Genomic DNA, 26,085 nt, shown 5'->3' on the forward strand with positions numbered 1-26,085 from the left:
CCAGGTAAAGAAAAGATAAGCAAATTTCATCCCCGATGGGTATTGGTAGCGAAAAAACTTGGAGATGCTACGCGATCGCATCAATTTACACGCTTGCAAACAATTCCATCAATAGTTACACTTTTTAAAACATTCTCATTTTTGCTTGGAGATGGCTACCCTAACATAGGTAAACCTCCCGAAGCGAGTAAGCATTGCCAAAGCACCCACGCTGTCTGACTTATTAAGACTAAGGGGTGGTGATACTCTGGCTCTGGCAATAACAAAAAACAAGAGAGAGTTTTATGAGTGGCGATTTTCGTCTCTCATAACCTCAGTAAGAAAATTGCTTTGTAAACTAACTCATCGAGGAGGAGCGTAGTCGATGGGACTACCCTGGTACCGAGTACATACAGTCGTTCTGAATGATCCAGGGCGACTGATTTCTGTACACCTAATGCACACAGCCTTAGTAGCAGGCTGGGCTGGTTCGATGGCACTCTACGAACTAGCTGTTTTTGACCCTAGCGATCCAGTTCTCAACCCGATGTGGCGTCAAGGGATGTTCGTCTTGCCGTTCATGTCACGTTTGGGCGTTACTCAATCTTGGGGTGGTTGGAACGTTACTGGTGGACCATCAACCGATCCTGGCTTCTGGTCATTTGAAGGCGTTGCTGCCGCTCATATTGTTCTTTCCGGTCTGCTGTTCCTAGCCGCCGTATGGCACTGGGTTTACTGGGATTTGGAACTTTTTAGAGATCCCCGCACTGGTGAACCCGCCTTAGACTTGCCAAAGATGTTTGGCATTCACCTGTTCTTATCTGGTCTACTTTGTTTTGGATTTGGTGCTTTTCACGTCACCGGACTATTTGGGCCGGGGATATGGGTTTCTGATGCTTATGGTATAACTGGCGCCGCCCAGGCGGTAGCACCAGAATGGGGCCCAGATGGTTTTAACCCCTATAACCCTGGTGGCATTGCGGCTCACCACATTGCCGCTGGTGTTGTTGGTATTATTGCAGGCTTATTCCACCTGACAGTTAGACCCCCCGAACGGCTCTACAAAGCCCTACGGATGGGGAACATTGAAACAGTACTTTCTAGCAGTATTGCAGCAGTCTTCTTCGCTGCTTTCGTTGTTGCTGGTACTATGTGGTACGGTAACGCCGCCACACCCATCGAATTGTTTGGCCCTACCCGCTATCAATGGGATCAACGCTACTTCGGTCAAGAAATTCAGCGCCGCGTCCAAACTAGCGTTGCTGAAGGTGCAACCCTTGAGCAAGCTTGGTCGCAGATTCCTGAAAAATTGGCTTTCTACGATTACGTCGGTAATAGCCCCGCTAAAGGCGGTCTATTCCGTACAGGGCCAATGGTGAAGGGTGATGGCATTGCCCAATCTTGGCAAGGTCACGCCGTATTCAAAGATTCTGAAGGACGGGAATTAACTGTACGTCGTCTCCCCAACTTCTTTGAAACCTTCCCAGTGATTTTGACTGATGCAGATGGAATTGTCCGCGCTGACATTCCCTTCCGTCGGGCAGAATCTAAGTATAGCTTCGAGCAATCTGGTGTTACCGTTAGTTTCTACGGTGGCGATCTGAATGGTAAGACCTTTACAGAACCAGCTGATGTGAAGAAGTATGCCCGTAAGGCTCAAGGTGGTGAAATCTTTGAATTTGACCGGGAAACCTTGAACTCTGATGGTGTATTCCGCACCAGTCCTAGAGGTTGGTTTACCTTTGGACACGCCGTATTTGCTCTGTTGTTCTTCTTTGGTCATCTCTGGCATGGCGCTCGGACAATCTACCGAGATGTATTTGCTGGTGTTGACGCGGATCTTGAAGAGCAAGTTGAGTGGGGTCTGTTCCAGAAAGTGGGTGACAAATCAACCCGCCGGAAAGAAGCCCTTTAATTTCAGTGCTAAGTTGTGAGTGCTGAGTTCTGAGTTAAAGCTCTGACTCAGCACTTAGCACTCAGCATTAAAAACTTTAATTACTGGCTGGATAAAGAGGAAATCGTAATATGGAAAGCGTTGCGTACATCTTGATTTTTACTCTGTGTATAGGTACTCTCTTCTTTGCGATCGCATTTCGCGAACCACCTCGCTTTGAGAAACCAAAAGATAAGTAAATCCTATCCACAGACTTTTAAGCGGATTTAATCTTAATATCCGTTGCTACTAAGTATGGTGGCAACGGATATTATTGTGTTCGTCCTTTGTTGGTTTTCACTACTAAGTAAATGACAAATCATTTTTAGATTGTGATATAATTTCCAATCTTGGGAGTAGATATGTGTTAATGCTAGCTTTTCTGCGCTAGGATGAAAAAGGATGTTTTGTGTAAGCTGCCATAGTATTGCTTACATAACGCATCGCGCTTGTCGCACCACCTTTACGGAGACTAGAACCAGGAACAAATCAGCATGGTCAATCAGAATTTAACCGCTACAGAAATTGGATTCACTCACGAAGATTTCGCTGCTCTACTTGACAAATACGATTATCATTTTAGCCCTGGCGATGTTGTCCCAGGAACAGTTTTCAGTATAGAGCCGCGCGGCGCTCTGATTGACATTGGTGCTAAAACCGCAGCATATATACCTATACAAGAAATGTCTATTAACCGGGTGGATAGCCCGGAAGAAGTATTACAGTCAAACGAAACGCGCGAATTTTTTATCCTTACCGATGAAAATGAAGATGGTCAATTAACCCTTTCCATTCGCCGTATTGAATATATGCGAGCTTGGGAACGCGTGCGGCAGTTGCAAGCAGAAGATGCTACTGTCCGTTCTGGCGTATTTGCAACCAATCGCGGTGGAGCATTGGTACGAATTGAGGGATTACGTGGCTTTATTCCAGGTTCCCACATCAGTACCCGCAAACCTAAAGAAGAATTGGTAGGTGAGGATCTACCGTTGAAATTCCTAGAGGTAGACGAAGAACGTAACCGTCTGGTTCTATCTCATCGTCGGGCGCTGGTTGAGCGCAAGATGAACCGTTTAGAAGTCGGCGAAGTAGTAATTGGTACGGTTCGTGGTATCAAACCCTACGGTGCTTTCATCGACATTGGCGGCGTCAGTGGTCTACTGCACATTTCTGAGATTTCTCACGAACATATTGATACACCTCATAGCGTGTTCAATGTCAATGATGAAGTGAAAGTTATGATCATTGACTTGGATGCAGAAAGGGGTCGCATTTCCCTATCTACCAAGCAGCTTGAACCCGAACCCGGCGACATGATTAAGAACCGGGATTTGGTTTACGATAAAGCAGAAGAAATGGCTGCTAAGTATCGCGAACAGCTATTAGCCAAGCAGCAAGGTGCTAGTGCTGCGGCTGCACCTGCGGAAGTTCTTGCAGACGAAGATATTCCACCAGCAACAGAACTTGATGAAGATATTCCACCAGCAGCAGAACTTGACGAAGATATTCCAGTAGTTGCGGCAATAGAAGAGGAAATTCCAGCAGCAACGGAAATTGAAGAGGAAATTCCAGCAGCTATTGAAGAGTAATAGATTTTTTATAGTTTTACTTGTTTTTAAGTAAGAGTATTAAATCATTTTATAAAGAGGGTTTTTCCCTCTTTTTTTATGTGGAGAATCGGTGAAAATGAAGAGTTAGAAGTAGTTAGAAGTTAAATATTATGGCAACCATTAAATGTAGAAATATCACTTTTGATAATATCCAGGCAATTTTGTTTGATAAAAACGGTACTCTAGAAGATTCAGAAACGTATTTGCGATCGCTAGCACAAAAGGCAGCAAGATTAATAGATGCTCAAATCCCTGGAACTGGGGAACCTTTATTAATGGCATTTGGCATCAATGGCAATTTTCTAGATCCCGCAGGTTTAATATCAGTAGCAAGCCGCCGTGAAACAGAAGTTGCGGCTGCGGCATATATTGCCGAAACTGGAAGAGGATGGTTTGAGTGCTTAAAAATAGCCCGTCAAGCTTTGGATGAAGCGGAAAAATACATTGGACAAACTCCTTCACCACTATTTGTAGGTAGCCTAGAAATTTTGAAATACCTGCGGGAGGGTGGACTAAAACTTGGTATCCTCTCAGCTGCGACAACTGAAGAAGTACGTAATTTTGTAGCCAATCACCAGTTAAGTGATTATATCCAGTTGGAAATGGGAGTAGATCAAGGGCCAAGTAAACCAGATCCAGTGCTATTTTTGCAAGCTTGCCAAGCTTTGGGAGTCGAACCGAGCGCTACATTGATGGTTGGTGATTCAGTTGGTGATATGCAAATGGCGCGTAATGCTAAAGCCGCAGGTTGTATTGGTATCACTTGGGTAGGTAAGTCAGATAATGTCCGAGGTGCGGATGTGGTGATTAATCAACTTGATGAAATCAAAATTTTAGAGGGTTAATTTAATGCGAGTTCGATCAACTCAAAAAACGGCAGTTGGTGCTTTTTCTGACACATTAGTTTTCAGATGGCATAGAAATCATCTATGTCACAAAATTTCTGTGTCATATCAATAAACATCTTACAAAAGTAACTTTTGCAAGATGCTGGGAAAAGGTTAAAGGGTAAGGGAAAATTCCATATCTTTACCCTTAACACCTTAACCTTTTCCCTACTTCTGCAAGATGTCTAATCAAGATAACTTAGTGTCCATCTATACCTCAGAAGAGCTTTTCTATTTTATTTGCAAAAATCATGTTAACTTAACATATCAAGATATTTTTGCATCTTTCTTTAGATAGATTGTTAAATAAATCCGTAATATCTCTCATAGAATAAAATGCGAAATTTTTTAGAATCAAGGTAAAGGCATTTTAATTCCATAATCCATGCCCAGCATGGCTTTAAAATTTAGTCCCAAAAATAAATAATGCTTGAAACTCTTATCTAGTAAGCATTATAAAAATAAGATGCGTTTGCCTTGTTTTTGAAAATGAAGACATTGCAATCCGATCGCAATCTCAACTAATTTTGGATCGTTTTTTATTGGTAGAAGCGCATGAATTTTCAAAGCTCTGCTTCACCTGTCATCATTTTTGATTCTAATGATGTCAAAGCTGAAATGTCTTATGTTCAGGGGATGGAGCATTTAATTGAGGTTGTTCAAGCATTGTCACTAGCACGAACGCTAGAGCAAATCATGGAAATTGTGCGAAAGTCTGCGCGTGAGTTGACCGGGGCAGATGGGGCTAGTTTTGTACTACGAGATGGAGATCAATGTTATTACGCAGATGAAGATGCGATCGCTCCCTTATGGAAAGGGCGACGTTTTCCGATGAGTATTTGCATTAGTGGGCATACAATGCGAAATCGTCAACCCGTTGTGATTAGCGATATTTATGGAGATGAACGGATTCCATTTGCAGCTTACCAACCGACTTTTGTCAAAAGTTTGGCAATGGTGCCGATCCGAGCGTGTAACCCAATCGGTGCAATTGGAACATATTGGGCAACCTTACATCAGCCAACGGAAGAAAAAGTAAAGCTATTACAGGCATTGGCAGACACAACATCTGTCGCAATGGAAAACGTGCAGATTTATAATGAATTAGAACAAAGAGTCTACAATCGAACTGCTGCACTAGAAAAAGAAATAGAAGGGTATCAAAAAGTTGAGGCAGAAGTTAGGCGCTTATCTCTAACAGATGAATTAACTGGAGTGTACAATCGACGAGGCTTTTTTATATTTGCAGATCAGCAATTAAAACTAGCGCATCAGCTACAAAAGCCCTGTTGCCTCTTATTTATAGATATAGATGGATTGAAGCAAATCAATGATACGTTTGGACATGAAGTTGGAGATTGTGTAATAGTAGACGCCGCAAACTTACTAAGTCAAACCTATCGAGATTCTGACATCGTTGCCCGATGGGGAGGTGATGAGTTTGTTGTATTCATTCCTAAATGTTCAGATCGCACGAATGCAATTAGTATTCGCCTACAAACTAACATTGATTTATTTAATCAGAATCGAGGTAGAAGTTATCATCTATCAATGAGTATTGGAGTTCAAGAGTGCGTTATAAATGAAGATGTTTCATTGGAAAAACTCATATTCGAGGCAGATGAGCTGATGTACCAGCAAAAACGTGCCAAAACCAAAAGTTGACTATATAATGATATCCCTGTTGTTAGGTTTGAAATTAGTGTTAATATTTAGACTTACCAATGCCGGGAGAATTACACCACCAAGAATAGTTTTTATTTGTAAAAAATAATGGCGATCGCGCGATAAATTCGCCTTATTTTCCATCCAGAGTACTTGTTCTAACCAGCGCGATCGCCAAAAATGTTTTTGCACATCACCTAAGTTAATATCTGCCAATAATTTGTTAAAATCTTCTTTTAAAAATTCGTGATAACTATATTTTTTTGCCATTTTTTACTCCTAATTAGAAAGTAACCCTTTAATTACTTTGCCTAAATTCTCAACTCCTTTCTCTATGTCGAGTAAGTCGATGTATTGTAATGTACCAGATTTAGCTAGCTTTATGGCTCGTTCATCACTAGCCTTTCCACGCAAAGCATCGGCAAGTATATCTGCGGTTCTACCACTACCAGCAATCACAATAACTAATCTTCCACTATCAACGCTACAAAACGCATCCTTAAAGGTAATTTTGCCACCGTTCAAGAGTAGTGTCATCGAAGGTGCATCATTAGCCAGTATAGTTGCAACGCAAGATATCCAAGGAGACTCGTCGCCCCAATTATTACCAGGAACTAGCACGAAATGAGTATGGTTTGGCTCTAAGGGTATTAAATTAGCAGCAGTTTCCGAATGATTAGGTAAAGCCACTTTACTTTCGGGTGTCACACCAACCAAAGCAAACTTAGCACCTATCTGGGTACGAGCCGCACCCATCATTCGCATAATTCCTACATCCGTACCTCCATCCACGACATAAGCCCCTAAAGTTTCGACAATGGGGGCTAAAACTTCCACAAACAACCGTTGAATTCAGAGAAAGTCAGCTTCATTGATGTTACTTGCACCCCCCACTACTACTAAAACAGGACGCGAACCGCCAAGCCCTATTTCCTCAAGAGCATTTGGCAATTCTGCTTGCCGCTCAACTTGAGTAGCTAATGCTGTTTGCCCATTGTCAAAGGTAAGCTTTAAACAACTTTTCATTTTTTAAAAATACTGACTGCTTAGGTTTCCCAGCGTAGTGCCTCGCAGTCATTTTCTGCAAGTGTTGTATTCCGTTCTCATCTGAAGAATAAAAAATTTTATGATATTTTTGTAGTGGTTGAGCGTTGATTAATGTGCTACCAAATTTACTTTTATATGTAAATAGCGATGCTTGCTGTGGTAACAGAGCTTTGTCGTTTGCATAGTGTCTCGTAGAGAAGTGCAAACTACACTTACACTCAAGTTTTTTACGATTATTTTTCTTACTGGAAAATTTTTAATGCACAAAGCAATAGCTTATTGTTTGTTAGCATCATAAACTATAATTTTGCACTTTATTCATGAACAAAATCGCCGATTTTTAAATTAATCTAAATGATTGGATTTTAACTATAAGTTCCTGCTCTATCAGTTATTACCGTAACAGGTTCTGACTCTATATCCTCTATCTTATTAAACTCTCCAGCTTGCCAGCTATCTGTTGTATCCTTAATAAAACTGGCAATCGGGATTGCAATTAACAAACCCAGTACTCCTCCCAACTTTGCGCCCAGCAATAAAGAAATTACCACCCACACAGGATTTAAGCCAGTCAAATTGCTGAGAATTCGAGGTGCAATAATATTAGAATTAATTTGATCGATCGCAACAGCTACACCTAAGACTTCCACCCCTAACCAAAAATTTTGCAGCGCTACCAATAAACTTACTATGGCGATACCTACCCCCGTACCAAAGGGGAAGAGTGAAAATAAGCCAATACCAATGCCAAAAAGTAAAGCTAAGGGAACTTGCAGCGCCAAAAACACCAGGGTAATTGTCACCCCTAACACAGCTCCCAATGTTGCTTGACCGATGAAGTAATTGTGGAAATCTTCTCGCAGTAATTCCCGTACTCTTGGCCCAATATTAGGGGGAAACCACTGAAAAATTCCGTCCCAAAGACGTTCACCATTCAATATTAGGTAGATAGTCAATACTACTGCCAGCAGCACATTGAGGACAATACCAATAGTATCGACGGCAAAACCAAGAATTCTACCAGTGAAGGACTGAAGTTGGTTAGATAATCGTTCCAGAACTTGGGTAAATAAACCACTTAAATTAATTGGAAGTTGCTGTTGACTTAACGCCCAATCCTGAAAAGTTTGCAGCTGCTGAGTACCAGAATCAATCCAACTGGGCAAAATATTAGCCAGTTCAACGAGCTGTTGAATAATCAAGGGAACCAAGGTGATGCCTAAAGCTACTAAAACCACTAGAGTCAAAAGCAACACACCCCCGATCGCTAAATTGGGTTTCACTCCTTGTTCCTGGAGAAACTGGATTGGATAATTCAAGACAAAAGCCAGTAGGATGGCGGCGGCGATAATGCTAACTAAGGGTTGAAAATACTGTATAACTTGGAGCAATAGCCAGCCGTTGAGAATGGCAATGGGAAATGCCAATCCTATAGTTAACCATCGCGGCAGTTTGTTTGCTGATTGCATTAGCGATCACCTCATAAGAGTTCTAACTTTATTTTGGCTTCTAGGGATGTGGGGAATGGGGTAATTGTTTATCTCCCCCTTGCCCTTTGCCCCTTGCCCCTCTGCCTCTCGTGCCCAATTACAAATGACTTATCCCCAAATTATGTTGGATTTTTCTCAATAAAATCCAACATAATTTTCTGATGCATTGCCCCTAAAGGTCGCACTTCGCCAGCATTTTGTGAATAACAGTTACCTTGGCGAATATCTTCTGGCGTAAATAACGCCATATCCCAACCCTCATTCAGCACTAGTTGATTTAATTCCACCAAGAGTGGTGCATGAAAGACATGACGAACAACTCTTTCGTTGGGATAACAGCCAAATTCAACGAAAGGTGGTAGGTTATAGCCGATTTCTTCTAATATTTCTCGTTTTACTGCTACATCTGGCGTTTCGCCAGGTTCGATGTGTCCGCCGAACAGCGCCCAGTAACCAGGGTAGAGAATACCGGGGATGTTGTCACGCAACTGCATGAGAAACTTGTTTTTCTGGTAGAGAATTGCGATCGCTACGTGCACCTGTTGATTGTTCATATCTTTATTTTTTATTGCGGATTATTCTTCTTCTAAATAAACTTCCCCCAATTCTTTGCCAGCTAAGGGAATACTTCGGTAGCGAACTTTACCCTTAATTACAACTTCTGAACCTTCACCGAGATTCTTTTGATTGGTGACAACCCAAATTTTGCCTGTTGAGTCCTTAATTTTATAAGCCCACTGTTCGATCAGGGGAGCTTGCTTTTCTACCTGACCTTGGATGTAAACTATAGCCTGATTGTCTTGTTTTGGTTTAATTTCTCCAATTGGAGTGACATTTGTCCCAATTTTTAAGCCATTACCACGCAAACCAGGCGATGTCAAATTACCACAACTACAAAGTCCTGCTATCAGAAAAAAACTTAACCCCAAGCGGTAAGGAACAATACTGTGCCCGTACAAGAATGAAAGAGATAAATTTCTTATTTGTCGCATAAAAGCCACCGATTTATTTATTTTGGGCATTTGGCACAAGAGGCAGAAGTGCAAAGGCGAAAGACTTACTGCAACTTATTTCTCCCCTGCCCCTCCGCTCCTCTGCCCCTCTGCTCCTTCCCTTCCACTCTCCCAATTCTTTATTCTTCAGATGATGCCGTTGATCTGAGAAAATAAACATTATGAATTTACTGTGAGAGAAACGCTACGACATCAAACAGCAACACAATAATAGTCGAAAGTCAAGAGTTAAGAATCAATATTTTCATTTTGGACTTTGGACAACAAGCGAACATAGCTGGGAATTTTCATGGAAACAAAAACTGCCAAAATCCTTGATGGGAAAGCTTTAGCTGCAAAAATTCAGCAAGAACTTTCTGTTGCGATTACACAATTACAACCAAAAATTGGACGACCACCTGGTTTAGCAGTGTTGATGGTTGGCGATAACCCAGCATCAGCGGCTTATGTACGCAATAAAGAAAAAGCCTGCGCTAAAGTTGGGATCGCTTCTTTTGGTAAGCATTTTCCTGCCGAAACTACCCTTGAGGAGTTAGAAGAGGTAATTGCTGCACTCAACCACGATGAAAGAGTGGATGGCATTCTTGTGCAATTGCCTTTACCTAACCATCTGGATGCTGTAACTCTGCTACATCAAATCGATCCCGATAAAGATGCTGATGGACTCCACCCAGTTAACTTGGGGCGATTAGTGCGGGGAGAAAGCGGTTTACGTAGCTGCACCCCGGCTGGTGTGATGCGGCTTTTAGAAGAATATGAGATTCCTTTGCAGGGAAAACAGGCAGTAGTGGTGGGGCGCAGTATTTTAGTGGGTAAACCGATGGCGCTGATGCTATTAGAAGCTGATGCCACAGTCACGATCGCTCACTCGCGATCGCATGACCTCAAAACCATCACCCAAAATGCTGATATTCTAATTGCAGCAGTAGGTCGTCCCGGATTAATCTCTGCTGATATGGTGAAACCGGGCGCTGTTGTGGTAGATGTGGGAATGAATCGCGTCACCGATGCTAATGGCAAAAGTCGTCTCATTGGCGATGTCCATTTTGAATCAACCGCTGATGTCGCAGGATTTATCACCCCAGTTCCTGGTGGTGTTGGCCCGATGACTGTTGCCATATTGTTAGAAAATACATTTGCTAGCTATTCCAGAGCGGCAAAAGAAGAAAGAGGAGTGAAAAGTTAAAAGTTATTCTTAATAACTCTTAACTTCTAAATCCCGTACAGACAAGGGTTAATCGCGTCTTTGCTCCTAACTCTTCATTTTTTTCAGTCCCCCAGCACCTTAAAATTGTGACGTATAAGGCAAAAATCGCAAAATGTCAGGAATTAAAGAATGGTAGCAACTGATAACGTCCAAAAGACACCACCAGAAGAAGCCACATTTAACTTAGCAGCTTATTTAAAAGAGCGACAAAAGCTTTGTGATAATGCTTTGGATCGGTCTATCACGGTCATTTATCCAGAAAAGATTTATGAGGCGATGCGCTACTCGTTATTAGCTGGAGGAAAGCGTGTACGTCCCATTCTTTGCCTTGCCACCTGTGAAATGATGGGTGGAACCATTGACATGGCCATGCCAACAGCTTGTGCTGTGGAGATGATCCATACAATGTCGTTGATACATGACGACCTGCCAGCGATGGATAATGACGATTACCGTCGTGGAAAGCTAACGAATCATAAAGTCTATGGGGAAGATGTAGCGATTTTGGCTGGCGATGGCTTGTTGGCTCTTGCTTTTGAGTCTGTTGCCATTCAAACCCCCCAAAGCGTTAAGAGAGAGGTAGTTTTACAGGTTATAGCCCGTCTTGGTCGAGCATTAGGGGCAGGTGGTTTGGTTGGCGGTCAAGTTGTCGATTTAGAGTCGGAAGGTAAATCTGATATTTCCTTAGAAACCTTAAATTTTATTCATAAACACAAAACAGCCGCACTTTTGGAAGCTTGCGTAGTTTGTGGCGGGCTGATTGCTAATGCATCATCTGAAGATGTGCAGCGACTAACCCGTTATGCTCAAAATATTGGGCTAGCATTCCAAATCATCGATGATATTTTGGATATCACTTCTACCCAAGAGCAATTAGGTAAAACCGCTGGTAAAGACCAAAAAGCTCAGAAAGTTACCTATCCCAGTCTTTGGGGACTTGAGGAATCGCGATCAATTGCCCAAGAGCTAGTTAAAGAAGCTTGTGTGGAATTAGAACCATTTGGAGATAGAGCTAAACCACTCCAAGCGATCGCTCATTTTATTACCAGTCGTAATAACTAGTAACGCGGAAATAGGTAGTTTATTTACACCATACTGTATCACTACTGCCCAGCGGAATTCAAAATTCACTCATTCAAAATTAAAAAAGCTTACTTAATAAGCTTTTAGGTGATTTTGAATAGTTGGTCTGTTTCCACCGTGATGTACTAGATTAATTTGGGATTTTGGGTTGAATCTAAATGTTTCCTCAACCAACAACTGCTGCTAATATTTACTAACCTAACCAAAATAACATGCAGGACATAGGCAACATTTTAGACAACCGGGTGCTGCTGGTTGCTCTGGTAGCTTGTTTAATTGCTCAAGCATTAAAGCTCGTAGTTGAGATCGTCAAACATCGCAAACTGAATGTGCGTGTTTTGGTGACAACCGGAGGTATGCCCAGTGCCCATTCGGCTCTGGTTACGGCTCTAGCCGCTGGTGTAGGGCAAACACTGGGTTGGGCATCTCCTGATTTTGCCGTTGCGATCGTTTTTGCCATCATTGTCATGTATGATGCAGCTGGAGTTCGTCAAGCGGCTGGCAAGCAAGCTCGTATTCTCAATCAAATGATTGATGAATTATTCCATGAAAAACCAGACTTTAGCCAAGACCGTCTGAAAGAATTACTCGGACATACACCAGTTCAGGTAATCGCTGGATCGGCTTTGGGTATAACCATCTATTGGTTAGCTCGGTCTGCTTATTAAACTAAGGCAATAAATCTTTGTTTGAGGGGATATTGATAATTAGTAACTGGTAATTTGTCAATCAATTTTAGATTTTAGATTTACCCCATGAATAAATTCAGGGGATTAAGAATGAAAGGATTTGTTCTAAATAACTTGTTTTTCACAGAGCGAGTATAAATATATTCGCTGAAAACCCTTTGAAATTTTGAATTTAAAATCCAAAATTTAAAATCTAAAATTAGGTCAATTGACAAATTACCAATCTGGTAGATCGCATCAGGATACCAGTGAAGTTAATATAACTAAAACCGCACAGTCGAGCGCAGCAGAATCACTTTACGACTATCTACTAGGCTGGCAACGAAACCACCATTGTTTAGCTTTTGCAATGTATTATAGGCTTCAGTTTGGTTAGTGGTATGAACTGCTAGCAAGTAAGGGCGTTGTCCATAAGAAACAAATCCGACGTTACCTCCTACCACTTGCTGCACACTATTTACTAATTCTGGACGGTTGTAATAATCTACCAGTACTGCATAACCTTCTCCTAATGATTGAGGATTATAGCTGACTGTCTGCTGAGGTGGTTTTGGCTGTGACTGTGGTTGTGACTGTGGTTGTGGCTGCACATCTGCCGTTGTTGTTGGCCGAGTTGTAATTATGGCAGACAAGCCAACAATATTGCTGACATATCTTGCCCAACGATTGGCATCGTCGATTTTATTAAAACCCCCGACTCGCGTTACGGTTTCGTTGAGATATTTGCAGGTGATAGTTTTTAGTTCGGGTGGTAAGGCGCTACGTAACTGCTTTTGATTATTTGCTGTGGGACTGACTACTAATAAAAGATACTCACCCGCATTTGGTGGTTGACAAGAGGGAATGGTTTTTTGAGCAAGTACAGAACTCATGCCACCAATCAACCCTACAATCGCTAATCCTAAAACACTTGGTAAATTCTGAAATCTATGCACAAAAGTTAGATTATGTAAATTAAGGTGTCTTAGAAGATTTTATAAGAAAAAAGCTGAAAACCTAGCTACTTCAGTATGGTGATGAAATATGTGTCAAAAAATATATTTTGTTACTCAAAAATAAAATTAGGGAACGGGGAAGAGGCAGAGGGGCAGGGGAGCAGAGGAGACAAGGGGATAAGGGGGAATTGATTGAACAAGTCTCTCCTTCGTCTCCCCCATCTTCCTTGTCTTTTCTCCATGCCCAATATCCAATGCCCTATGCCTAAGATACAGTAGTAAGCGATGCTAAAGCATCTGGTATTGCCTCAGAAGGAGCCTGGAATTCTCCAGTAATGACGTACTCTAAACGCAGTTTTAACCAAGTAATAAATTGAGGATTTGTAGAAATAATTGCTACTGCTGGTTGGGGACACTTCGCTTTTAGCTCTTTAAACTGCGGCGCTTCCAAGAAAGCTGGTTGTTCAACCAACCAAAAATCTATTTGTTTTTCTTGTTCGTGGTAGTTACGAGTGCGTTCTTTGAGAACTTCGTGTATCGGTTCTTCTTCGAGAAGAAAGCGTTGACTTGCCAAAACGTAATGGTATGTTTGCATTTTCATCCTTTGGTTGCTATGTGGATAATTTCAGGGCACAGTGATTCTGTACCCTGACAAAACTAACTTTTCTGGGATTTCTTGAACCAAGAGCTGAACGGACAAGCACTTTTTTGGTTTTCAGATTTTGTCTGTTTGCCACCAGATGTTAGCTTTTCCAAGAAAAGATTATTGTCGAAATAATGTTCTAAGGAAATAATCTTCAAGTCATCGGTAACTTTTGCAATGGTCATGCCGATAATTTCTAGCGTCTCTCCAGTAGGTGCATGGTCTTTGTATTCTCCGTTAAAATGTCCCCAATGCCGCCATTTAAATGTTACATTCGGTGGCCCTGAGTAAACTTCCAGCACTTCCCAAGGAAATCCTTGGGGAAATGTTGTGTGGAAGACTTTTGCAGATGATTCAAAACTTTCTTCTGAAGCTTTGTAATGTTCTGAATCAGCCATAAATAAATTGTAAGTACCTTGGGCTGATACATCTGCTGCGGTATACTCTACTCCGCCATTGGTACTGACGCGAAAGTTGTCATTCACAATGGATAACCACTCTTGCGGGTTAGCTTTGAAGGATACCTCCATCTCGAAGGTTCGCACCAAATTTTGCACGATCGCTTCTAGTGTTCCTTCAAGATGATTGTAGGTACTTTCTTTAGCAAGATTCTCATTTGAACGGGAATAATCAGGCGGTGTCTGATAGCGCCACTCGGCATCAGTGCTTTCTGCTATCACCTTATCCCGATCCTGTACCCAAAGTGGCAGGTTGTTAGATTGTGTTGCGCTCATAGAAGTTTTTGCTGAAGATTTGATCCCAATTTCTAGATTTCGCAGTGACAACCCCTCTTTTAAGATACGGAGTGGGGCAGGGGGCAGGGGAGAATATTTAATAATCAATGCCTATTGCCCCTATTCCCTATTCCCCCTTATAACTTGTTTGATCTCGCGGACTGCTGGTTCTATACCTTTACCCTTTCCCCTTTCCCCTTTCCCCTTTCCCCTTTACCCTTTTATAGCTTGCTTCATCTCCCGGACTGCCCTTTCCATACCTACTAATGCTGCCCGACTGATGATGGTATGACCAATGTTCAGTTCTTCCATGCCTGGAAGTGCAGCCACCGGATAAACGTTCCAGTAGGTGAGTCCATGACCAGCGTTGACTCGCAATCCGGCTTGAATCGCTTGTTCACAACCTTTAGCTAATATGGCTAATTCTCGGTGGCGATTTGTTTCATCTTTAGCCTCAGCATATTGTCCGGTGTGCAATTCAATAAATTGCGCCTGTGTCTTGACAGATGCTTCAATTTGTGCAGGTTCGGCATCGATAAATAAACTAACTGGAATGTTAGCGCTTTGCAATTTATCGACTATTTCACCTATTCTAGCAATTTGCAGGGCAATATCTAGTCCGCCTTCTGTTGTCACTTCTTCGCGCTTTTCGGGGACTAAAGTCACGTAATCTGGTTTGATATCAAGAGCGATCGCTAGCATTTCGTCTGTAGCGGCCATTTCTAAATTAAGATGCGATCGCACTGTTTGCCGCAATATCCGCACATCCCGATCTTGGATATGCCGCCGATCTTCGCGCAGATGCACCGTAATTCCATCAGCACCCGCTAATTCTGCCAGCACCGCCGCCGCCACGGGGTCTGGTTCCACCGTCCGCCGCGCTTGCCGGATAGTGGCGATGTGGTCAATGTTAACGCCAAGTGTAGGCACCCCAAGTTTCTCCCAAATCCACAGTCCTTAGAACTTGATTTTACCGGAAATAGCGGTAGTTTTGCTGAAGTAGCTACAGACAGATTACACACGTAAAATGTGATGGCTACAACGGGCTTTTCGGTGTCTCCCAAAAGAAAACTGAGTTAGCAAAAGCTTATTCTTGGGCAAACTACTTTAAATAAGTAGCTGATTTCACAAGAGTTGATGAAGTATGAATACAGCAGTTGAGCCGATGGACAAGCTTTTGAACTATCAAATTAGCGAACAACTTTATGCAGGCTCTAGAACCTTAGTTTACCGTGCTATTCGAGAGGCGGATCGACTTCCGGTTGTGATTAAACTGCTCCAGCAAGAGTATCCTACCTTCAATGAACTGCTGCTGTTCCGTAATCAGTACACTATTGCTAAAAATCTTGACCTACCCGGTATTGTTCGTCCCTACAGTCTGGAACCTTACCGCAACAGCTATGCTTTGGTGATGGAGGATTTTGGTGGTATTTCCCTCAGAGATTGGCTCAATCAAAAAATGGCGAGCAACCAATATACTCTCACAGAGTTTTTGGATATTGCGATCGCTCTGAGCAATACTCTTGACGGACTATATCGCCATCAGGTTATCCACAAAGATATTAAGCCCGCCAACATCCTCATCAACCCGGAAACTAAGCAAGTCAAGTTAATTGACTTTAGTATTGCCTCTCTTTTACCTAGAGAAACCCGCGAAATTCACAGTCCCAACGTCTTAGAAGGGACTCTCGCCTACCTTTCCCCCGAACAAACCGGGCGGATGAATCGCGGAATTGACTATCGCAGTGATTACTATTCCCTCGGCGTTACCTTCTATGAATTGCTGGCTGGACATCTACCCTTTCAGTCTAACGATCCGATGGAGTTGGTTCACTGTCATATTGCCAAGCAACCAGAACAATTAGGAGGCAGGGGGGAAGAAGAAATTCCCGAAGTTCTTTGTGAGATTGTGATGAAGTTGATGGCGAAAAATGCTGAAGACCGCTATCAGAGTGCATTAGGGTTGAAATTTGATTTAGAAAAATGTTTGTCTCAATTGCAAGAAATTGGCTCGATTAAATCTTTTGAATTAGGTGAGCGGGATATTTGCGATCGCTTCATCATCCCAGAAAAGCTCTACGGTCGCCAAGCTGAAGTTGAAAGCTTACTGGATGCCTTTGAAAGAATCAGTCAGGGAAGCACTGAAATTATGTTGGTAGCAGGCTTCTCTGGTATTGGCAAAACTGCTGTGGTAAACGAAGTTCACAAGCCAATTGTGCGACAACGGGGTTATTTCATTAAAGGTAAATTTGACCAGTTCCAGCGCAACATCCCTTTCTCTGCTTTTGTGCAAGCTTTTCGAGACTTAATCGGGCAACTGCTAAGTGAAACTGACGCCCAATTTGAGCAATGGAAGCGCAAAATTCTTTCTGCTTTGGGTGAGCATGGACAAGTGATGATCGAGCTGATTCCAGAACTGGAAAGTATGATTGGTAAACAGCCACCTGCACCGGAACTCTCTGGAAGTGCGGCACAAAATCGCTTCAATTTGCTGTTTTTGAAGTTCACTCAAGTCTTCACTGCATCAGAACATCCATTAGCGATATTTATTGACGATTTGCAATGGGCAGATGCTGCTTCTTTAAACTTAATGCACTTGTTGATGAGTGAAACTGACATCGGCTATTTATTGTTAATTGGTGCTTATCGAGATAACGAAGTCAACCCAGTACATCCGTTGATGCTGACTTTGGAAGAGATTCAGAAATTAGATGCCACAGTCAATACGATTACCTTATTACCCCTCGATCGGGTTTCTATCAATCATTTGGTTGCAGATACATTGAGTTGCTCTTTAGCTTTAGCCACACCTTTAACAGAATTAGTATTGAGCAAAACTCAAGGGAATCCTTTCTTCAGCAACCAGTTTCTCAAAGCGCTACATCAAGATCGACTAATTACATTTAATTTTCATGGTGGTTATTGGGAATGTGATATTGCTCAGGTGCGATCGCTCGCTCTTACCGATGATGTAGTAGAGTTTATGGCAATTCAGCTTCAGAAATTGTCAGCAAAAACTCAAGAAGTTTTGAAGTTAGCAGCTTGTATAGGAAACCAATTTGATTTAAAGACATTAGCGATCGTCTATGAAAAATCCCAGTTGGAAACAGCCACAGATTTTTGGAAGGCTGTACAATATGGGTTGATTATTCCTACCAGTGAGGTTTATAAGTTCTACCACGATGAGTCTGAATTTAGAATTCATAATTCAGAATTTCAGCAACACAATTCTCCTGACTCTTGCTCTTACAGATTTCTTCATGACCGTGTTCAGCAAGCGGCCTATTCTCTTATCCCTGAATCTCAACGAAAAGCTACTCATTTCAAGATTGGGCAATTACTGTTAAACAATACATCACCTGAAGCGCTTGAAACCAGCATTTTTGACATTGTTAATCAGCTAAATGAAGGAATTGACATAATTGATGAACAATCTCAAAGATATGAACTAGCTCAACTGAATTTAATTGCTGGTAAGAAAGCAAAAGCTTCTACTGCTTATAAAGCAGCGCTGAAATATTTTACATTGGGTAGAAGTTTGCTGCTAGCAGAAAGTTGGTTAACTAACTATAAAATTACGTTTGAATTATATCGAGAATCCGCAGAATCTGAATATCTAACTGGCAGTTTTGACCAAGCCGAGAAATTATTTGAGATAGCGTTAGCTCAAAGCCAAGATAGGTTTGAACAAGTAGAGATTTATCGGATTCAGATGTATCTGAAAATGACTCAGGGTGAAAATATCGCAGCTAGTATTAAAGCTGGAGTAAAAGGCTTGAGCATTATGGGGATGAATCTGACAGTCACTCCTGAAGAACAGCAAGCTGCTATCGAAACTGAACTTCAAGAATTAAAAGCTAAACTGCAAACGGTTCGTATATCAGATTTATTCGATCTGCCTGAGATGACAGATCGAGAGCAAAAGGTTTGTATGGGTCTTTTAGCTGACCTTTGGGCAGCAGCTTACATGGGAGGAGATGAATATCTCAGTTGCTTGGCTCCTCCATTAATGATCGGTTTATCGTTGAAATATGGCAATGCAGAAAGCTCTGGTTTTGCTTACTGTTTATATGGAATGAATCTGGCAAATCAAGGAAATTATCAAACGGCTTATGAGTTCGGTACATTAGCACTAAAACTCGATCGCCACTTCAATAGTACCCAGTTTATTTTTAAGACCAATAATATCTTTGCCCACACCATCAATCCCTATAATCAGCATTTAAAAACAAATTTGCCACTTTCTCAACAATCATTCCAAGTCTGTCAAGAAACTGGAAATTTGGTGTTTGGTGTTTGGGCGGTTTCGTTTTTGATTTGGGCGATGTTAATTAAGGGCGATCGCCTCTCAGAGGTTTACGCGGAAACTGAAAAATATCTGAGTTATGTCCAACAGGTTAATGATGTCAATATGCTGTATGCGTTTACTTTACAGCGCCAGTTTTTATTGAATTTGCAAGATATATCTAAAAACACCGATTTATTAGACGATCGCAATGACGAAGATATTCCTTATATAGAAGTATGGAGACAGAAGAACAATTTCGATCATGGAATTAATTGGTACTGCTTTCTCAAAATCCAATTATCGTACCTTTATGGTCGTTACACAGATGCTGTGCAAGCAGCAGAAGAAGCTGAAAAAACTCTTGCTTGTAACTCTGGTTTTTTCCCAATTATTCAGTATCATTTCTATTATCCACTCAGCTTGATAGCTCTCTATCCCAATGTGACATTAGAGAAGAAAAAGCAGTATTGGGACATTATTCGCGAGCATCAACAAATTCAGAAAAATTGGGCGAATAGTTGCCCAGACAACTTTCTACATCGATATCTCTTATTATCTGCGGAAATAGCAAGAATTTCTGGCAAGTATATGGATGCAATCGAGTCATACGATCGCGCCATTGCTAAAGCTAAAGAAAACGAATATGTCAACGAAGAAGCTCTCGCTAACGAACTTGCAGCCAAGTTCTATTTAGAATGGGGCAAAGAACGCATTGCTCAAGAATATTTGATTAATGCTTACTATTGCTACACACGTTGGGATGCTAAAGCCAAAGTCGACGATCTAGAACAGCATTATCCACAACTGCTAGCCCCAATTTTACAACAGAGGCGCTCGCTACTCACACCCAATGAGACATTCGCAAATATTGACACCATTGCTACCTTCCATCCAAGCATTCAGAAATCAGTAACCTCTAGCAGCAACACATCAGTAATGCTAGATTTGGCAACAGTTTTAAAAGCCTCTCAGACTCTCTCCAGTGAAATTGAACTAGATAAATTACTTACGAAACTACTGCAAGTGGTAATTGAAAATGCTGGAGCAGATAAGTGTGCGTTACTACTACTTAAAGAAGGTAGATTGCTAGTTGAAGGAACTGCTCAAGTTGGGCAGCAATCAACGGTGTTACAGTCCATTTGTGTGGAAGATAGTGCAGATGTTCCTCATAGCTTAATTTACGCCGTCAAACGCAGCCTGGAACCTACAGTTATCCTTGATACAACATTGCATCCGGCGTTGATAGCCGATCCCTATATTATTCGTCAGCAACCTAAAAGCTTGCTGTGTACACCGATTTTCTATCAAGGGAAACTGTTAGGAATTTTGTATTTAGAAAACAATTTAATGACTGGAGCGTTTACTAGCGATCGCGTCGAAATACTCAATTTGTTATGTACTCAAGCTGCAATATCCTTAGAAAATGCCCGACTTTATCAGCAAGCACAAGATACTCTAGAAAACTTGGGACAGACTGAACAATTTTTGCGGTTAATTATCGACAATATCCCACAATCTGTTTTCTGGAAAGACTGCAATAGTGTTTATTTAGGCTGTAACCATAACTTTACGCAAACTTGGGGTCTAGGAGTGCCAGAAAATGTTATTGGTAAAACAGACTACGACCTTCCCTGGACTAACGAGCAATCAGATTTTTTCGTAGCGCGCGATCGCCGCATTATGGAATCTGAGCAACCTGAACTCAACATTATCGAAACAGTGCAGCAAGCAGATGGGAAAGAAAAGTGGTCGAATACAAATAAAATTCCCTTAAAAAATAAAGAAGGAAAGGTTTTTGGCATCCTTAGCACCTCTGAAGACATCACCGAGCGCCAGCAAGCACAACAATTACTGCAACAGCAAAAACAACAATTAGAACAAGCTTTGCAAGAACTCCAAACGATGCAATTACAGTTAGTGCAAGGTGAAAAAATGTCTGCACTTGGTAATTTGGTAGCAGGTGTTGCCCATGAAATCAACAATCCTGTTGGCTTCATTGCTGGTAACTTAGAACCAGCTAAAGATTATGTAAAAGATTTGTTTGGACTAATTAACCTTTATCAAGAGAAGTTTCCTAATCCTGGCTTAGATATTCAAGATGAAATTGATGCCATCGACCTGAATTATTTACGCGAAGATTTACCTAAATTGCTGGACTCGATGAAATTGGGTGTTAACCGTATTCGCAGTATTAGTACCAGTTTGCGAACCTTTTCTAGAGCAGATAAAGATTATAAAGTTCCTTTTGATATTCACGAAGGCATTGATAGCACTATTCTGATTCTCAGACACCGTTTAAAAGCTAATGAAAACCGTCCTGCGATTGAGGTTGTTAAAAATTATGGCAAATTACCCCTAGTGGAATGCTTTGCTGGACAACTTAATCAGGTGTTTATGAACTTATTAGCAAATGCTATTGATGCACTTGAACAATACAATTCAGAGCATAGCCTAGAAACCATTCTCGCTAACCCAAATTGCATCACCATTGAAACCCGTGTAGCAGACTCAGGTCAGCACGTTTTGATTAAAATTGCCGATAACGGGGTAGGAATGTCACCAGAGGTCAAACAAAAAGTATTTGACCATTTATTCACCACCAAGCCAGTCGGAAAAGGCACAGGATTGGGATTAGCGATCGCTCGTCAAATTGTGGTAGAAGCACATGGAGGTTCACTTTCCTGCACTTCAGAAGTTGGACAGGGTACAGAGTTTGTCATTCAAATTGCTACTCAACAACAATAATGAGTGCTAAGTGCTAAGTGCTGAGTAATTTCTACTTTACTCAGCACTTTTCATTTTTATTTTTTAAATTTTAACTTGAAGTAAAACGACGATGATGCTTAAATTGCGGAAAGTATGGTTGAAAATCAATTCCCGATGGTATGCCTTAAGCAACAAAAGTTACAACTTATTTAAATGGCGATCGCGGAACTTTATATTATTATCAATTGTGATAATTCTGTCTATTAGCATTAGCGCCACTGCCATCACTAGTTACAAGATTGTTAAGGGATTGTTGCTCACTAGTCTCAAAGAACAAGTACTATTAAAAACACGCAAAGGTCAGGATGATATCGATAACTGGTTAGCCATTCGTAAAACAGAAATTAAGACTTTGGCAAATTCTGGTGTGGTGCGATCGCTAAATTGGCCTGTGATAGAACCTTACTTGCAATCTGAATTGAAGCGGCTACAAACGTTTTTGCTTATGGCATTGGCTACATCAGATAGTGCATTAATCAATACTCACGGAGATCATCTCAATGTTAAAGACCGAGAATTTTTTCAGCGGAGTATGGCGGGTGAAACGATAGCAGCCGATCCAATTATTGGACGCACAACCAAACAGTTACAAATCCAGATTAGTTCGCCGATTCCTGCCGAAAGAGGTACAAAGCCAGCAGGTGTTTTAATGGGAGGAATTCCAATTAACCGAGTCGTTGAGGTCATCAGCAATTTACATCAAGGTAAAGGCAGCTATGCTTTTGCGCTTAATTCTCAAGGAATTCCCATCGCGCATCCTAACACGGAACTGATTGGTACACCCGAAGAAGCTGCCAAGAGTTTTCTGAACTCGCGCAATCCCAGATTAGTTGAAATTAGCCAAAAAATGGTAGCTAAACGCACAAATATTGAATTGGTTCAACTGGATGGTAAATGGAGCTATGTTGCTTACACTCCTCTGAGAGAAGCAAATTGGTCAGTAGCGTTAATTGTGCCAAAAGAAATTATTGAATCGCCATTACAGGCGTTGAACCTGTTGGCTACAGTTTTGGGAGGATTGCTATTGGTTGGGTTAATTAGTGCATGGCGACAAGTGCAGCTATATGAACAGATTCGCGATCGCGCCTTGATTTCTAGCCAGCAGGCGCAACAACTCAGCAAAACCCTAAAAGAATTGCAAAATACCCAAGCTCAACTCATCCAAACCGAAAAAATGTCTAGCCTGGGACAATTAGTAGCTGGAGTGGCACATGAAATCAATAATCCCGCCAATTTTATCCATGCCAATCTCAACCATGCAAGCGTTTACAGCCAAGACATCCTCGATTTGCTCAAGCTTTATCAACAAACATACCCAAATCCTACCCCCGAAATTAGCGATCGCACCCAAGACCTTGATATTGAGTTTTTAGCAGAAGATTTACCCAAATTAATGGCATCAATGCAAGTGGGAACCAAGCGCATTCGTCAAATTGTGCTGTCGCTGCGTAATTTCTCGCGCCTTGATGAGGCAGACATGAAATTTGTAGACATTAATGAAGGATTAGATAACACTCTGATGATTCTGAATCATCGTCTGACAGCCACGCCTAATCAACCAGAAATTCAGATCGTTAAGAAATATGGTGATTTACCCCTAGTAGAATGCTATGCAGGACAACTCAATCAGGTGTTTATGAATGTTTTAGTGAATGCAATTGATGCTATAGAAGAATCATTAGTAAAGAATGAAGGACAAATTCGCATTCAGACTGAACTCACTGATGAAAAACAAGCGATCATTCAGATTTCCGATAATGGTATTGGGATGTCAGAAGAGGTAAAGCAACGAGTATTTGACTATATGTTCACTACTAAACCTGTAGGTAAAGGAATCGGATTAGGAATGGCGATCGCTTATCAAATTGTTGTAGATAAACATCGAGGAACTATTGAAGTTGATTCTACTCCAGGATGTGGAACAGAGTTTACCATCGTTATTCCTTTAACAAGTAACAAGTGAAAATTACTGATAACATTGAAACAGCCAAAGATTATGTCAATTATTTATTTTACCTAATTTCTGCACTCATGCTCAGAGGCGATATACTTTAAGAAAGTTGATTTGTAAATTCTATCGACTACATAAATTACTACATCAACTCTCTGAGGTGATATGCTTTTAAAACTACAACAAATTATTGTTAAACCTGGTCAACAAATGTTGCTCAAAGATATTAGTTGGCAGCAGTTAGAAAATATTTTAGAAGAAATGGGAGAAAGGCGTGCTGCACGTATTTCTTATAGTAATGGTTGGTTAGAAATTATGGTTCCCCTACCAGAACACGAAAAAGATAAAGAATATATTGGTGAGTTAGTAAGAGTTTTATTAGACAAACTTCAAATTGATTTTGAACCTTTTGGTTCTACAACTCTTAAAAATGGGCGAATGCTGCAAGCAGTAGAACCAGATACCAGTTTTTATATTCAAAATCAAGCTGCTGTAATTGGTAAAAATCGCATTGATTTAAATATAGATCCACCACCAGATTTAGCAATCGAAATTGATATTACTTCTCGCACTAGATTTGATAATTATGAAATTTTGGGAGTTCCTGAACTTTGGCGACATACACAACAAGGTTTAGAAATTTATTTGCTAAAAGAAGGTAAATATATAAAATCTGAATCTAGTCCTAATTTTCCTAATATCCCAATTGTTGAATTAGTTAATGAATATGTTCAGCAGTGTTTAACAATTGGTAGAAGTCAAGCTATGCGTAATTTTCGGGGTTGGGTGAAGAATAATTTATGATAGAAATCTAAGGCTTTCTGAGAAAGGCGATCGCTCATGACTACCGAAAACAACCCAAGAGCCATTCTAGACTGGGAACACCCCACACCGCCCACAAATCTAATTTTTGATGACGGAGAACCCTTGGAATCAAATCGCCACCGTATTGCCATGAATGTGTTGATTCGGTCATTGCAGCAAGCTTGGGCCGATCGCAATGATTTTTTTACTGGTGGCAATATGTTTATTTATTACAGCAGCGCCCAAGTACGTAACCAGGATTTCCGTGGTCCCGATTTCTTTGCTGTCCTGAATGTGGACGGGACTAATTCTCGTCAAGGTTGGGTAGTGTGGGAAGAAAACGGTCGTTATCCTGATGTGATTGTAGAATTAATGTCACCATCTACAGCCAAAATAGATAAGACTGTTAAGAAAGACCTTTACGAACAAACTTTTCATACTTCAGATTATTTTGTCTATGACCCCTTTGACCCGACTTCTTTGCAAGGGTGGCATTTAGATCATAATCAGCAATATCAATCTTTGACACCAAATGAGCGTAGTTGGTTGTGGTGTCAAAAGTTAGGTTTATGGTTGGGAACGTATGAAGGAACAATAGACAGAGAAACGGCGGTATGGTTGCGGTTTTACGATGTAGCTGGCAATTTGGTTTTGTTACCAGACGAAGCTGCTGCTGCACAAGCAGAAATCGCAATCACACAAGCGGAAGCTGCTGCTGCAAAAGCGGCTCGTTTAGCAGCTAGATTAAGAGAGTTGGGGGAAGATCCAGATATTTTGTGATCTGTAAGTGAAAGACTAGATGCGATCGCTATTTTTAAACTTCACAACAAACAAGTGCGTAGTTTACCGCCGTAGGCATCGCTATTAAGTAAAGCTGCAAAACTAACGTTGAATTGGCTTAAACTCATATTTATCAGTGCCAGGTATTTGTTGAATTTTAACTAAAAAGATGTCATTATTTATGCGATCGCCTGATTGTGCAAACTGAATCTTTCCTGTAGCACCATCGACTGAAAAACTTGGACTGTGCAGTACTTGTTGTAATCCCTCACGTGTACTATTTTGCTGCAAGCTTGCGATAATTGCTTTAGTTGCATCATAAGACGTAGCCGTTCGCCAATTCACACGCCCACGCCAAAGTTTTTGAGAATTTTTTAAAAAAGGATTATTAGGGAATGCTGCCGGATGCCAAGGCGCAGCGAGTAAGCTAAAACACATTTAATTTGCATATTAAAATTTTCTCAATGTCTTGTGGGTTGGGCATCTTGCCATTGGTGTCAAGTTAAAGCAGATGCCCAAATGTCAAGCGACCTTGAGGCGTTGCGTCGGTGTCGCTGACGAACAGCTTTAACCAATCCCAT

Annotated in this window: 23 protein-coding genes; 12 read left to right on the plus strand and 11 right to left on the minus strand. The window is 41.2% G+C overall.

The window, feature by feature from the left end:
* Positions 1 to 364: 364 nt before the first annotated feature.
* The 5 genes from psbB to V7K45_RS01810 all read left to right on the plus strand — a co-directional run bounded on the left by psbB (position 365) and on the right by V7K45_RS01810 (position 6,074).
* Positions 365 to 1,894, plus strand: coding sequence for a photosystem II chlorophyll-binding protein CP47 (gene psbB, locus V7K45_RS01790; RefSeq protein ID WP_334999773.1), 1,530 nt, complete (start codon positions 365 to 367; stop codon positions 1,892 to 1,894).
* 110 nt (positions 1,895 to 2,004) lie between these two features.
* Positions 2,005 to 2,112, plus strand: coding sequence for a photosystem II reaction center protein T (locus V7K45_RS01795; protein WP_084227385.1), 108 nt, complete (start codon positions 2,005 to 2,007; stop codon positions 2,110 to 2,112).
* A gap of 294 nt (positions 2,113 to 2,406) precedes the next feature.
* Positions 2,407 to 3,501: a 30S ribosomal protein S1 gene (locus tag V7K45_RS01800; protein ID WP_334999775.1), complete on the plus strand. Its 1,095-nt coding sequence runs from the start codon at positions 2,407 to 2,409 to the stop codon at positions 3,499 to 3,501.
* 131 nt (positions 3,502 to 3,632) lie between these two features.
* Complete coding sequence (locus V7K45_RS01805) at positions 3,633 to 4,367, plus strand: HAD family hydrolase (protein ID WP_334999777.1); 735 nt, start codon at positions 3,633 to 3,635, stop codon at positions 4,365 to 4,367.
* Between the two features lie 597 nt (positions 4,368 to 4,964).
* Positions 4,965 to 6,074: a sensor domain-containing diguanylate cyclase gene (locus V7K45_RS01810; protein WP_334999779.1), complete on the plus strand. Its 1,110-nt coding sequence runs from the start codon at positions 4,965 to 4,967 to the stop codon at positions 6,072 to 6,074.
* Here the strand turns inward: V7K45_RS01810 and V7K45_RS01815 are convergent, their stop codons facing one another.
* From V7K45_RS01815 to V7K45_RS01840, 6 genes are all read right to left on the minus strand, one after another.
* Positions 6,075 to 6,344, minus strand: a complete 270-nt coding sequence (locus tag V7K45_RS01815) for a DUF4231 domain-containing protein (RefSeq protein ID WP_334999781.1) — start codon at positions 6,342 to 6,344, stop codon at positions 6,075 to 6,077.
* A gap of 9 nt (positions 6,345 to 6,353) precedes the next feature.
* A complete protein-coding gene (locus tag V7K45_RS01820; RefSeq protein ID WP_334999783.1) occupies positions 6,354 to 6,911 on the minus strand; it encodes a hypothetical protein in 558 nt (185 codons plus the stop codon).
* Between the two features lie 15 nt (positions 6,912 to 6,926).
* Positions 6,927 to 7,100: a hypothetical protein gene (locus V7K45_RS01825; RefSeq protein WP_334999785.1), complete on the minus strand. Its 174-nt coding sequence runs from the start codon at positions 7,098 to 7,100 to the stop codon at positions 6,927 to 6,929.
* A 386-nt stretch (positions 7,101 to 7,486) separates the two neighbouring features.
* Positions 7,487 to 8,590: an AI-2E family transporter gene (locus V7K45_RS01830; protein ID WP_334999787.1), complete on the minus strand. Its 1,104-nt coding sequence runs from the start codon at positions 8,588 to 8,590 to the stop codon at positions 7,487 to 7,489.
* Between the two features lie 140 nt (positions 8,591 to 8,730).
* Complete coding sequence (locus V7K45_RS01835) at positions 8,731 to 9,165, minus strand: NUDIX hydrolase (RefSeq protein WP_094350476.1); 435 nt, start codon at positions 9,163 to 9,165, stop codon at positions 8,731 to 8,733.
* A 21-nt stretch (positions 9,166 to 9,186) separates the two neighbouring features.
* Entirely contained in the window at positions 9,187 to 9,603 is a 417-nt protein-coding gene (locus tag V7K45_RS01840; RefSeq protein WP_334999789.1) for a hypothetical protein, read from the minus strand.
* 310 nt (positions 9,604 to 9,913) lie between these two features.
* Here V7K45_RS01840 and folD point away from each other — a divergent pair, with 310 nt between their 5' ends.
* From folD to V7K45_RS01855, 3 genes are all read left to right on the plus strand, one after another.
* Complete coding sequence (gene folD, locus V7K45_RS01845; RefSeq protein WP_334999791.1) at positions 9,914 to 10,810, plus strand: bifunctional methylenetetrahydrofolate dehydrogenase/methenyltetrahydrofolate cyclohydrolase FolD; 897 nt, start codon at positions 9,914 to 9,916, stop codon at positions 10,808 to 10,810.
* A gap of 150 nt (positions 10,811 to 10,960) precedes the next feature.
* Entirely contained in the window at positions 10,961 to 11,893 is a 933-nt protein-coding gene (crtE, locus tag V7K45_RS01850; RefSeq protein ID WP_334999793.1) for a geranylgeranyl diphosphate synthase CrtE, read from the plus strand.
* A 233-nt stretch (positions 11,894 to 12,126) separates the two neighbouring features.
* Complete coding sequence (locus V7K45_RS01855; protein WP_094350479.1) at positions 12,127 to 12,582, plus strand: divergent PAP2 family protein; 456 nt, start codon at positions 12,127 to 12,129, stop codon at positions 12,580 to 12,582.
* Between the two features lie 284 nt (positions 12,583 to 12,866).
* On the opposite strand, the gene V7K45_RS01860 is transcribed toward V7K45_RS01855, so the two are convergent.
* The 4 genes from V7K45_RS01860 to V7K45_RS01875 form a co-directional block, all read right to left on the minus strand.
* Positions 12,867 to 13,538, minus strand: coding sequence for a hypothetical protein (locus V7K45_RS01860; RefSeq protein ID WP_334999794.1), 672 nt, complete (start codon positions 13,536 to 13,538; stop codon positions 12,867 to 12,869).
* Positions 13,539 to 13,803: 265 nt separating this feature from the next.
* A complete protein-coding gene (locus V7K45_RS01865; protein WP_322695881.1) occupies positions 13,804 to 14,133 on the minus strand; it encodes an MgPME-cyclase complex family protein in 330 nt (109 codons plus the stop codon).
* A gap of 62 nt (positions 14,134 to 14,195) precedes the next feature.
* A complete protein-coding gene (locus V7K45_RS01870; RefSeq protein ID WP_334999796.1) occupies positions 14,196 to 14,915 on the minus strand; it encodes a SnoaL-like polyketide cyclase in 720 nt (239 codons plus the stop codon).
* A gap of 213 nt (positions 14,916 to 15,128) precedes the next feature.
* Positions 15,129 to 15,845: a pyridoxine 5'-phosphate synthase gene (locus V7K45_RS01875; protein ID WP_334999798.1), complete on the minus strand. Its 717-nt coding sequence runs from the start codon at positions 15,843 to 15,845 to the stop codon at positions 15,129 to 15,131.
* Between the two features lie 214 nt (positions 15,846 to 16,059).
* On the opposite strand from V7K45_RS01875, the gene V7K45_RS01880 reads away from it, so the two are divergent.
* The 4 genes from V7K45_RS01880 to V7K45_RS01895 all read left to right on the plus strand — a co-directional run bounded on the left by V7K45_RS01880 (position 16,060) and on the right by V7K45_RS01895 (position 25,504).
* On the plus strand, positions 16,060 to 21,948 hold the full coding sequence (locus tag V7K45_RS01880; RefSeq protein ID WP_334999800.1) for a trifunctional serine/threonine-protein kinase/ATP-binding protein/sensor histidine kinase: 5,889 nt from the start codon (positions 16,060 to 16,062) through the stop codon (positions 21,946 to 21,948).
* 91 nt (positions 21,949 to 22,039) lie between these two features.
* Positions 22,040 to 23,932 (plus strand): sensor histidine kinase, encoded by a 1,893-nt coding sequence (locus tag V7K45_RS01885; RefSeq protein ID WP_334999802.1) that lies wholly within the window; start codon positions 22,040 to 22,042, stop codon positions 23,930 to 23,932.
* A 153-nt stretch (positions 23,933 to 24,085) separates the two neighbouring features.
* Complete coding sequence (locus tag V7K45_RS01890) at positions 24,086 to 24,724, plus strand: Uma2 family endonuclease (protein ID WP_334999804.1); 639 nt, start codon at positions 24,086 to 24,088, stop codon at positions 24,722 to 24,724.
* A gap of 36 nt (positions 24,725 to 24,760) precedes the next feature.
* Positions 24,761 to 25,504, plus strand: a complete 744-nt coding sequence (locus tag V7K45_RS01895) for a Uma2 family endonuclease (protein ID WP_334999806.1) — start codon at positions 24,761 to 24,763, stop codon at positions 25,502 to 25,504.
* Positions 25,505 to 25,606: 102 nt separating this feature from the next.
* Here V7K45_RS01895 and V7K45_RS01900 read toward each other — a convergent pair whose 3' ends face one another.
* Complete coding sequence (locus V7K45_RS01900; protein ID WP_334999808.1) at positions 25,607 to 25,942, minus strand: hypothetical protein; 336 nt, start codon at positions 25,940 to 25,942, stop codon at positions 25,607 to 25,609.
* Positions 25,943 to 26,085: the final 143 nt, after the last annotated feature.

The sequence above is a fragment of the Nostoc sp. genome (genome assembly GCF_036917375.1).
Lineage (GTDB): Bacteria > Cyanobacteriota > Cyanobacteriia > Cyanobacteriales > Nostocaceae > Nostoc.

Excerpts from the sequence above, each read along its gene's own strand:
- psbB (WP_334999773.1), top strand. The coding sequence starts at position 365 with ATGGGACTACCCTGGTACCGAGTACATACAGTCGTTCTGAATGATCCA.
- V7K45_RS01795 (WP_084227385.1), top strand. The coding sequence starts at position 2,005 with ATGGAAAGCGTTGCGTACATCTTGATTTTTACTCTGTGTATAGGTACT.
- V7K45_RS01800 (WP_334999775.1), top strand. The coding sequence starts at position 2,407 with ATGGTCAATCAGAATTTAACCGCTACAGAAATTGGATTCACTCACGAA.
- V7K45_RS01805 (WP_334999777.1), top strand. The coding sequence starts at position 3,633 with ATGGCAACCATTAAATGTAGAAATATCACTTTTGATAATATCCAGGCA.
- V7K45_RS01810 (WP_334999779.1), top strand. The coding sequence starts at position 4,965 with ATGAATTTTCAAAGCTCTGCTTCACCTGTCATCATTTTTGATTCTAAT.
- V7K45_RS01815 (WP_334999781.1), bottom strand. The coding sequence starts at position 6,344 with ATGGCAAAAAAATATAGTTATCACGAATTTTTAAAAGAAGATTTTAAC.
- V7K45_RS01825 (WP_334999785.1), bottom strand. The coding sequence starts at position 7,100 with ATGAAAAGTTGTTTAAAGCTTACCTTTGACAATGGGCAAACAGCATTA.
- V7K45_RS01830 (WP_334999787.1), bottom strand. The coding sequence starts at position 8,590 with ATGCAATCAGCAAACAAACTGCCGCGATGGTTAACTATAGGATTGGCA.
- V7K45_RS01835 (WP_094350476.1), bottom strand. The coding sequence starts at position 9,165 with ATGAACAATCAACAGGTGCACGTAGCGATCGCAATTCTCTACCAGAAA.
- V7K45_RS01840 (WP_334999789.1), bottom strand. The coding sequence starts at position 9,603 with ATGCGACAAATAAGAAATTTATCTCTTTCATTCTTGTACGGGCACAGT.
- folD (WP_334999791.1), top strand. The coding sequence starts at position 9,914 with ATGGAAACAAAAACTGCCAAAATCCTTGATGGGAAAGCTTTAGCTGCA.
- crtE (WP_334999793.1), top strand. The coding sequence starts at position 10,961 with ATGGTAGCAACTGATAACGTCCAAAAGACACCACCAGAAGAAGCCACA.
- V7K45_RS01855 (WP_094350479.1), top strand. The coding sequence starts at position 12,127 with ATGCAGGACATAGGCAACATTTTAGACAACCGGGTGCTGCTGGTTGCT.
- V7K45_RS01865 (WP_322695881.1), bottom strand. The coding sequence starts at position 14,133 with ATGCAAACATACCATTACGTTTTGGCAAGTCAACGCTTTCTTCTCGAA.
- V7K45_RS01870 (WP_334999796.1), bottom strand. The coding sequence starts at position 14,915 with ATGAGCGCAACACAATCTAACAACCTGCCACTTTGGGTACAGGATCGG.
- V7K45_RS01880 (WP_334999800.1), top strand. The coding sequence starts at position 16,060 with ATGAATACAGCAGTTGAGCCGATGGACAAGCTTTTGAACTATCAAATT.
- V7K45_RS01885 (WP_334999802.1), top strand. The coding sequence starts at position 22,040 with ATGATGCTTAAATTGCGGAAAGTATGGTTGAAAATCAATTCCCGATGG.
- V7K45_RS01890 (WP_334999804.1), top strand. The coding sequence starts at position 24,086 with ATGCTTTTAAAACTACAACAAATTATTGTTAAACCTGGTCAACAAATG.
- V7K45_RS01895 (WP_334999806.1), top strand. The coding sequence starts at position 24,761 with ATGACTACCGAAAACAACCCAAGAGCCATTCTAGACTGGGAACACCCC.
- V7K45_RS01900 (WP_334999808.1), bottom strand. The coding sequence starts at position 25,942 with ATGTGTTTTAGCTTACTCGCTGCGCCTTGGCATCCGGCAGCATTCCCT.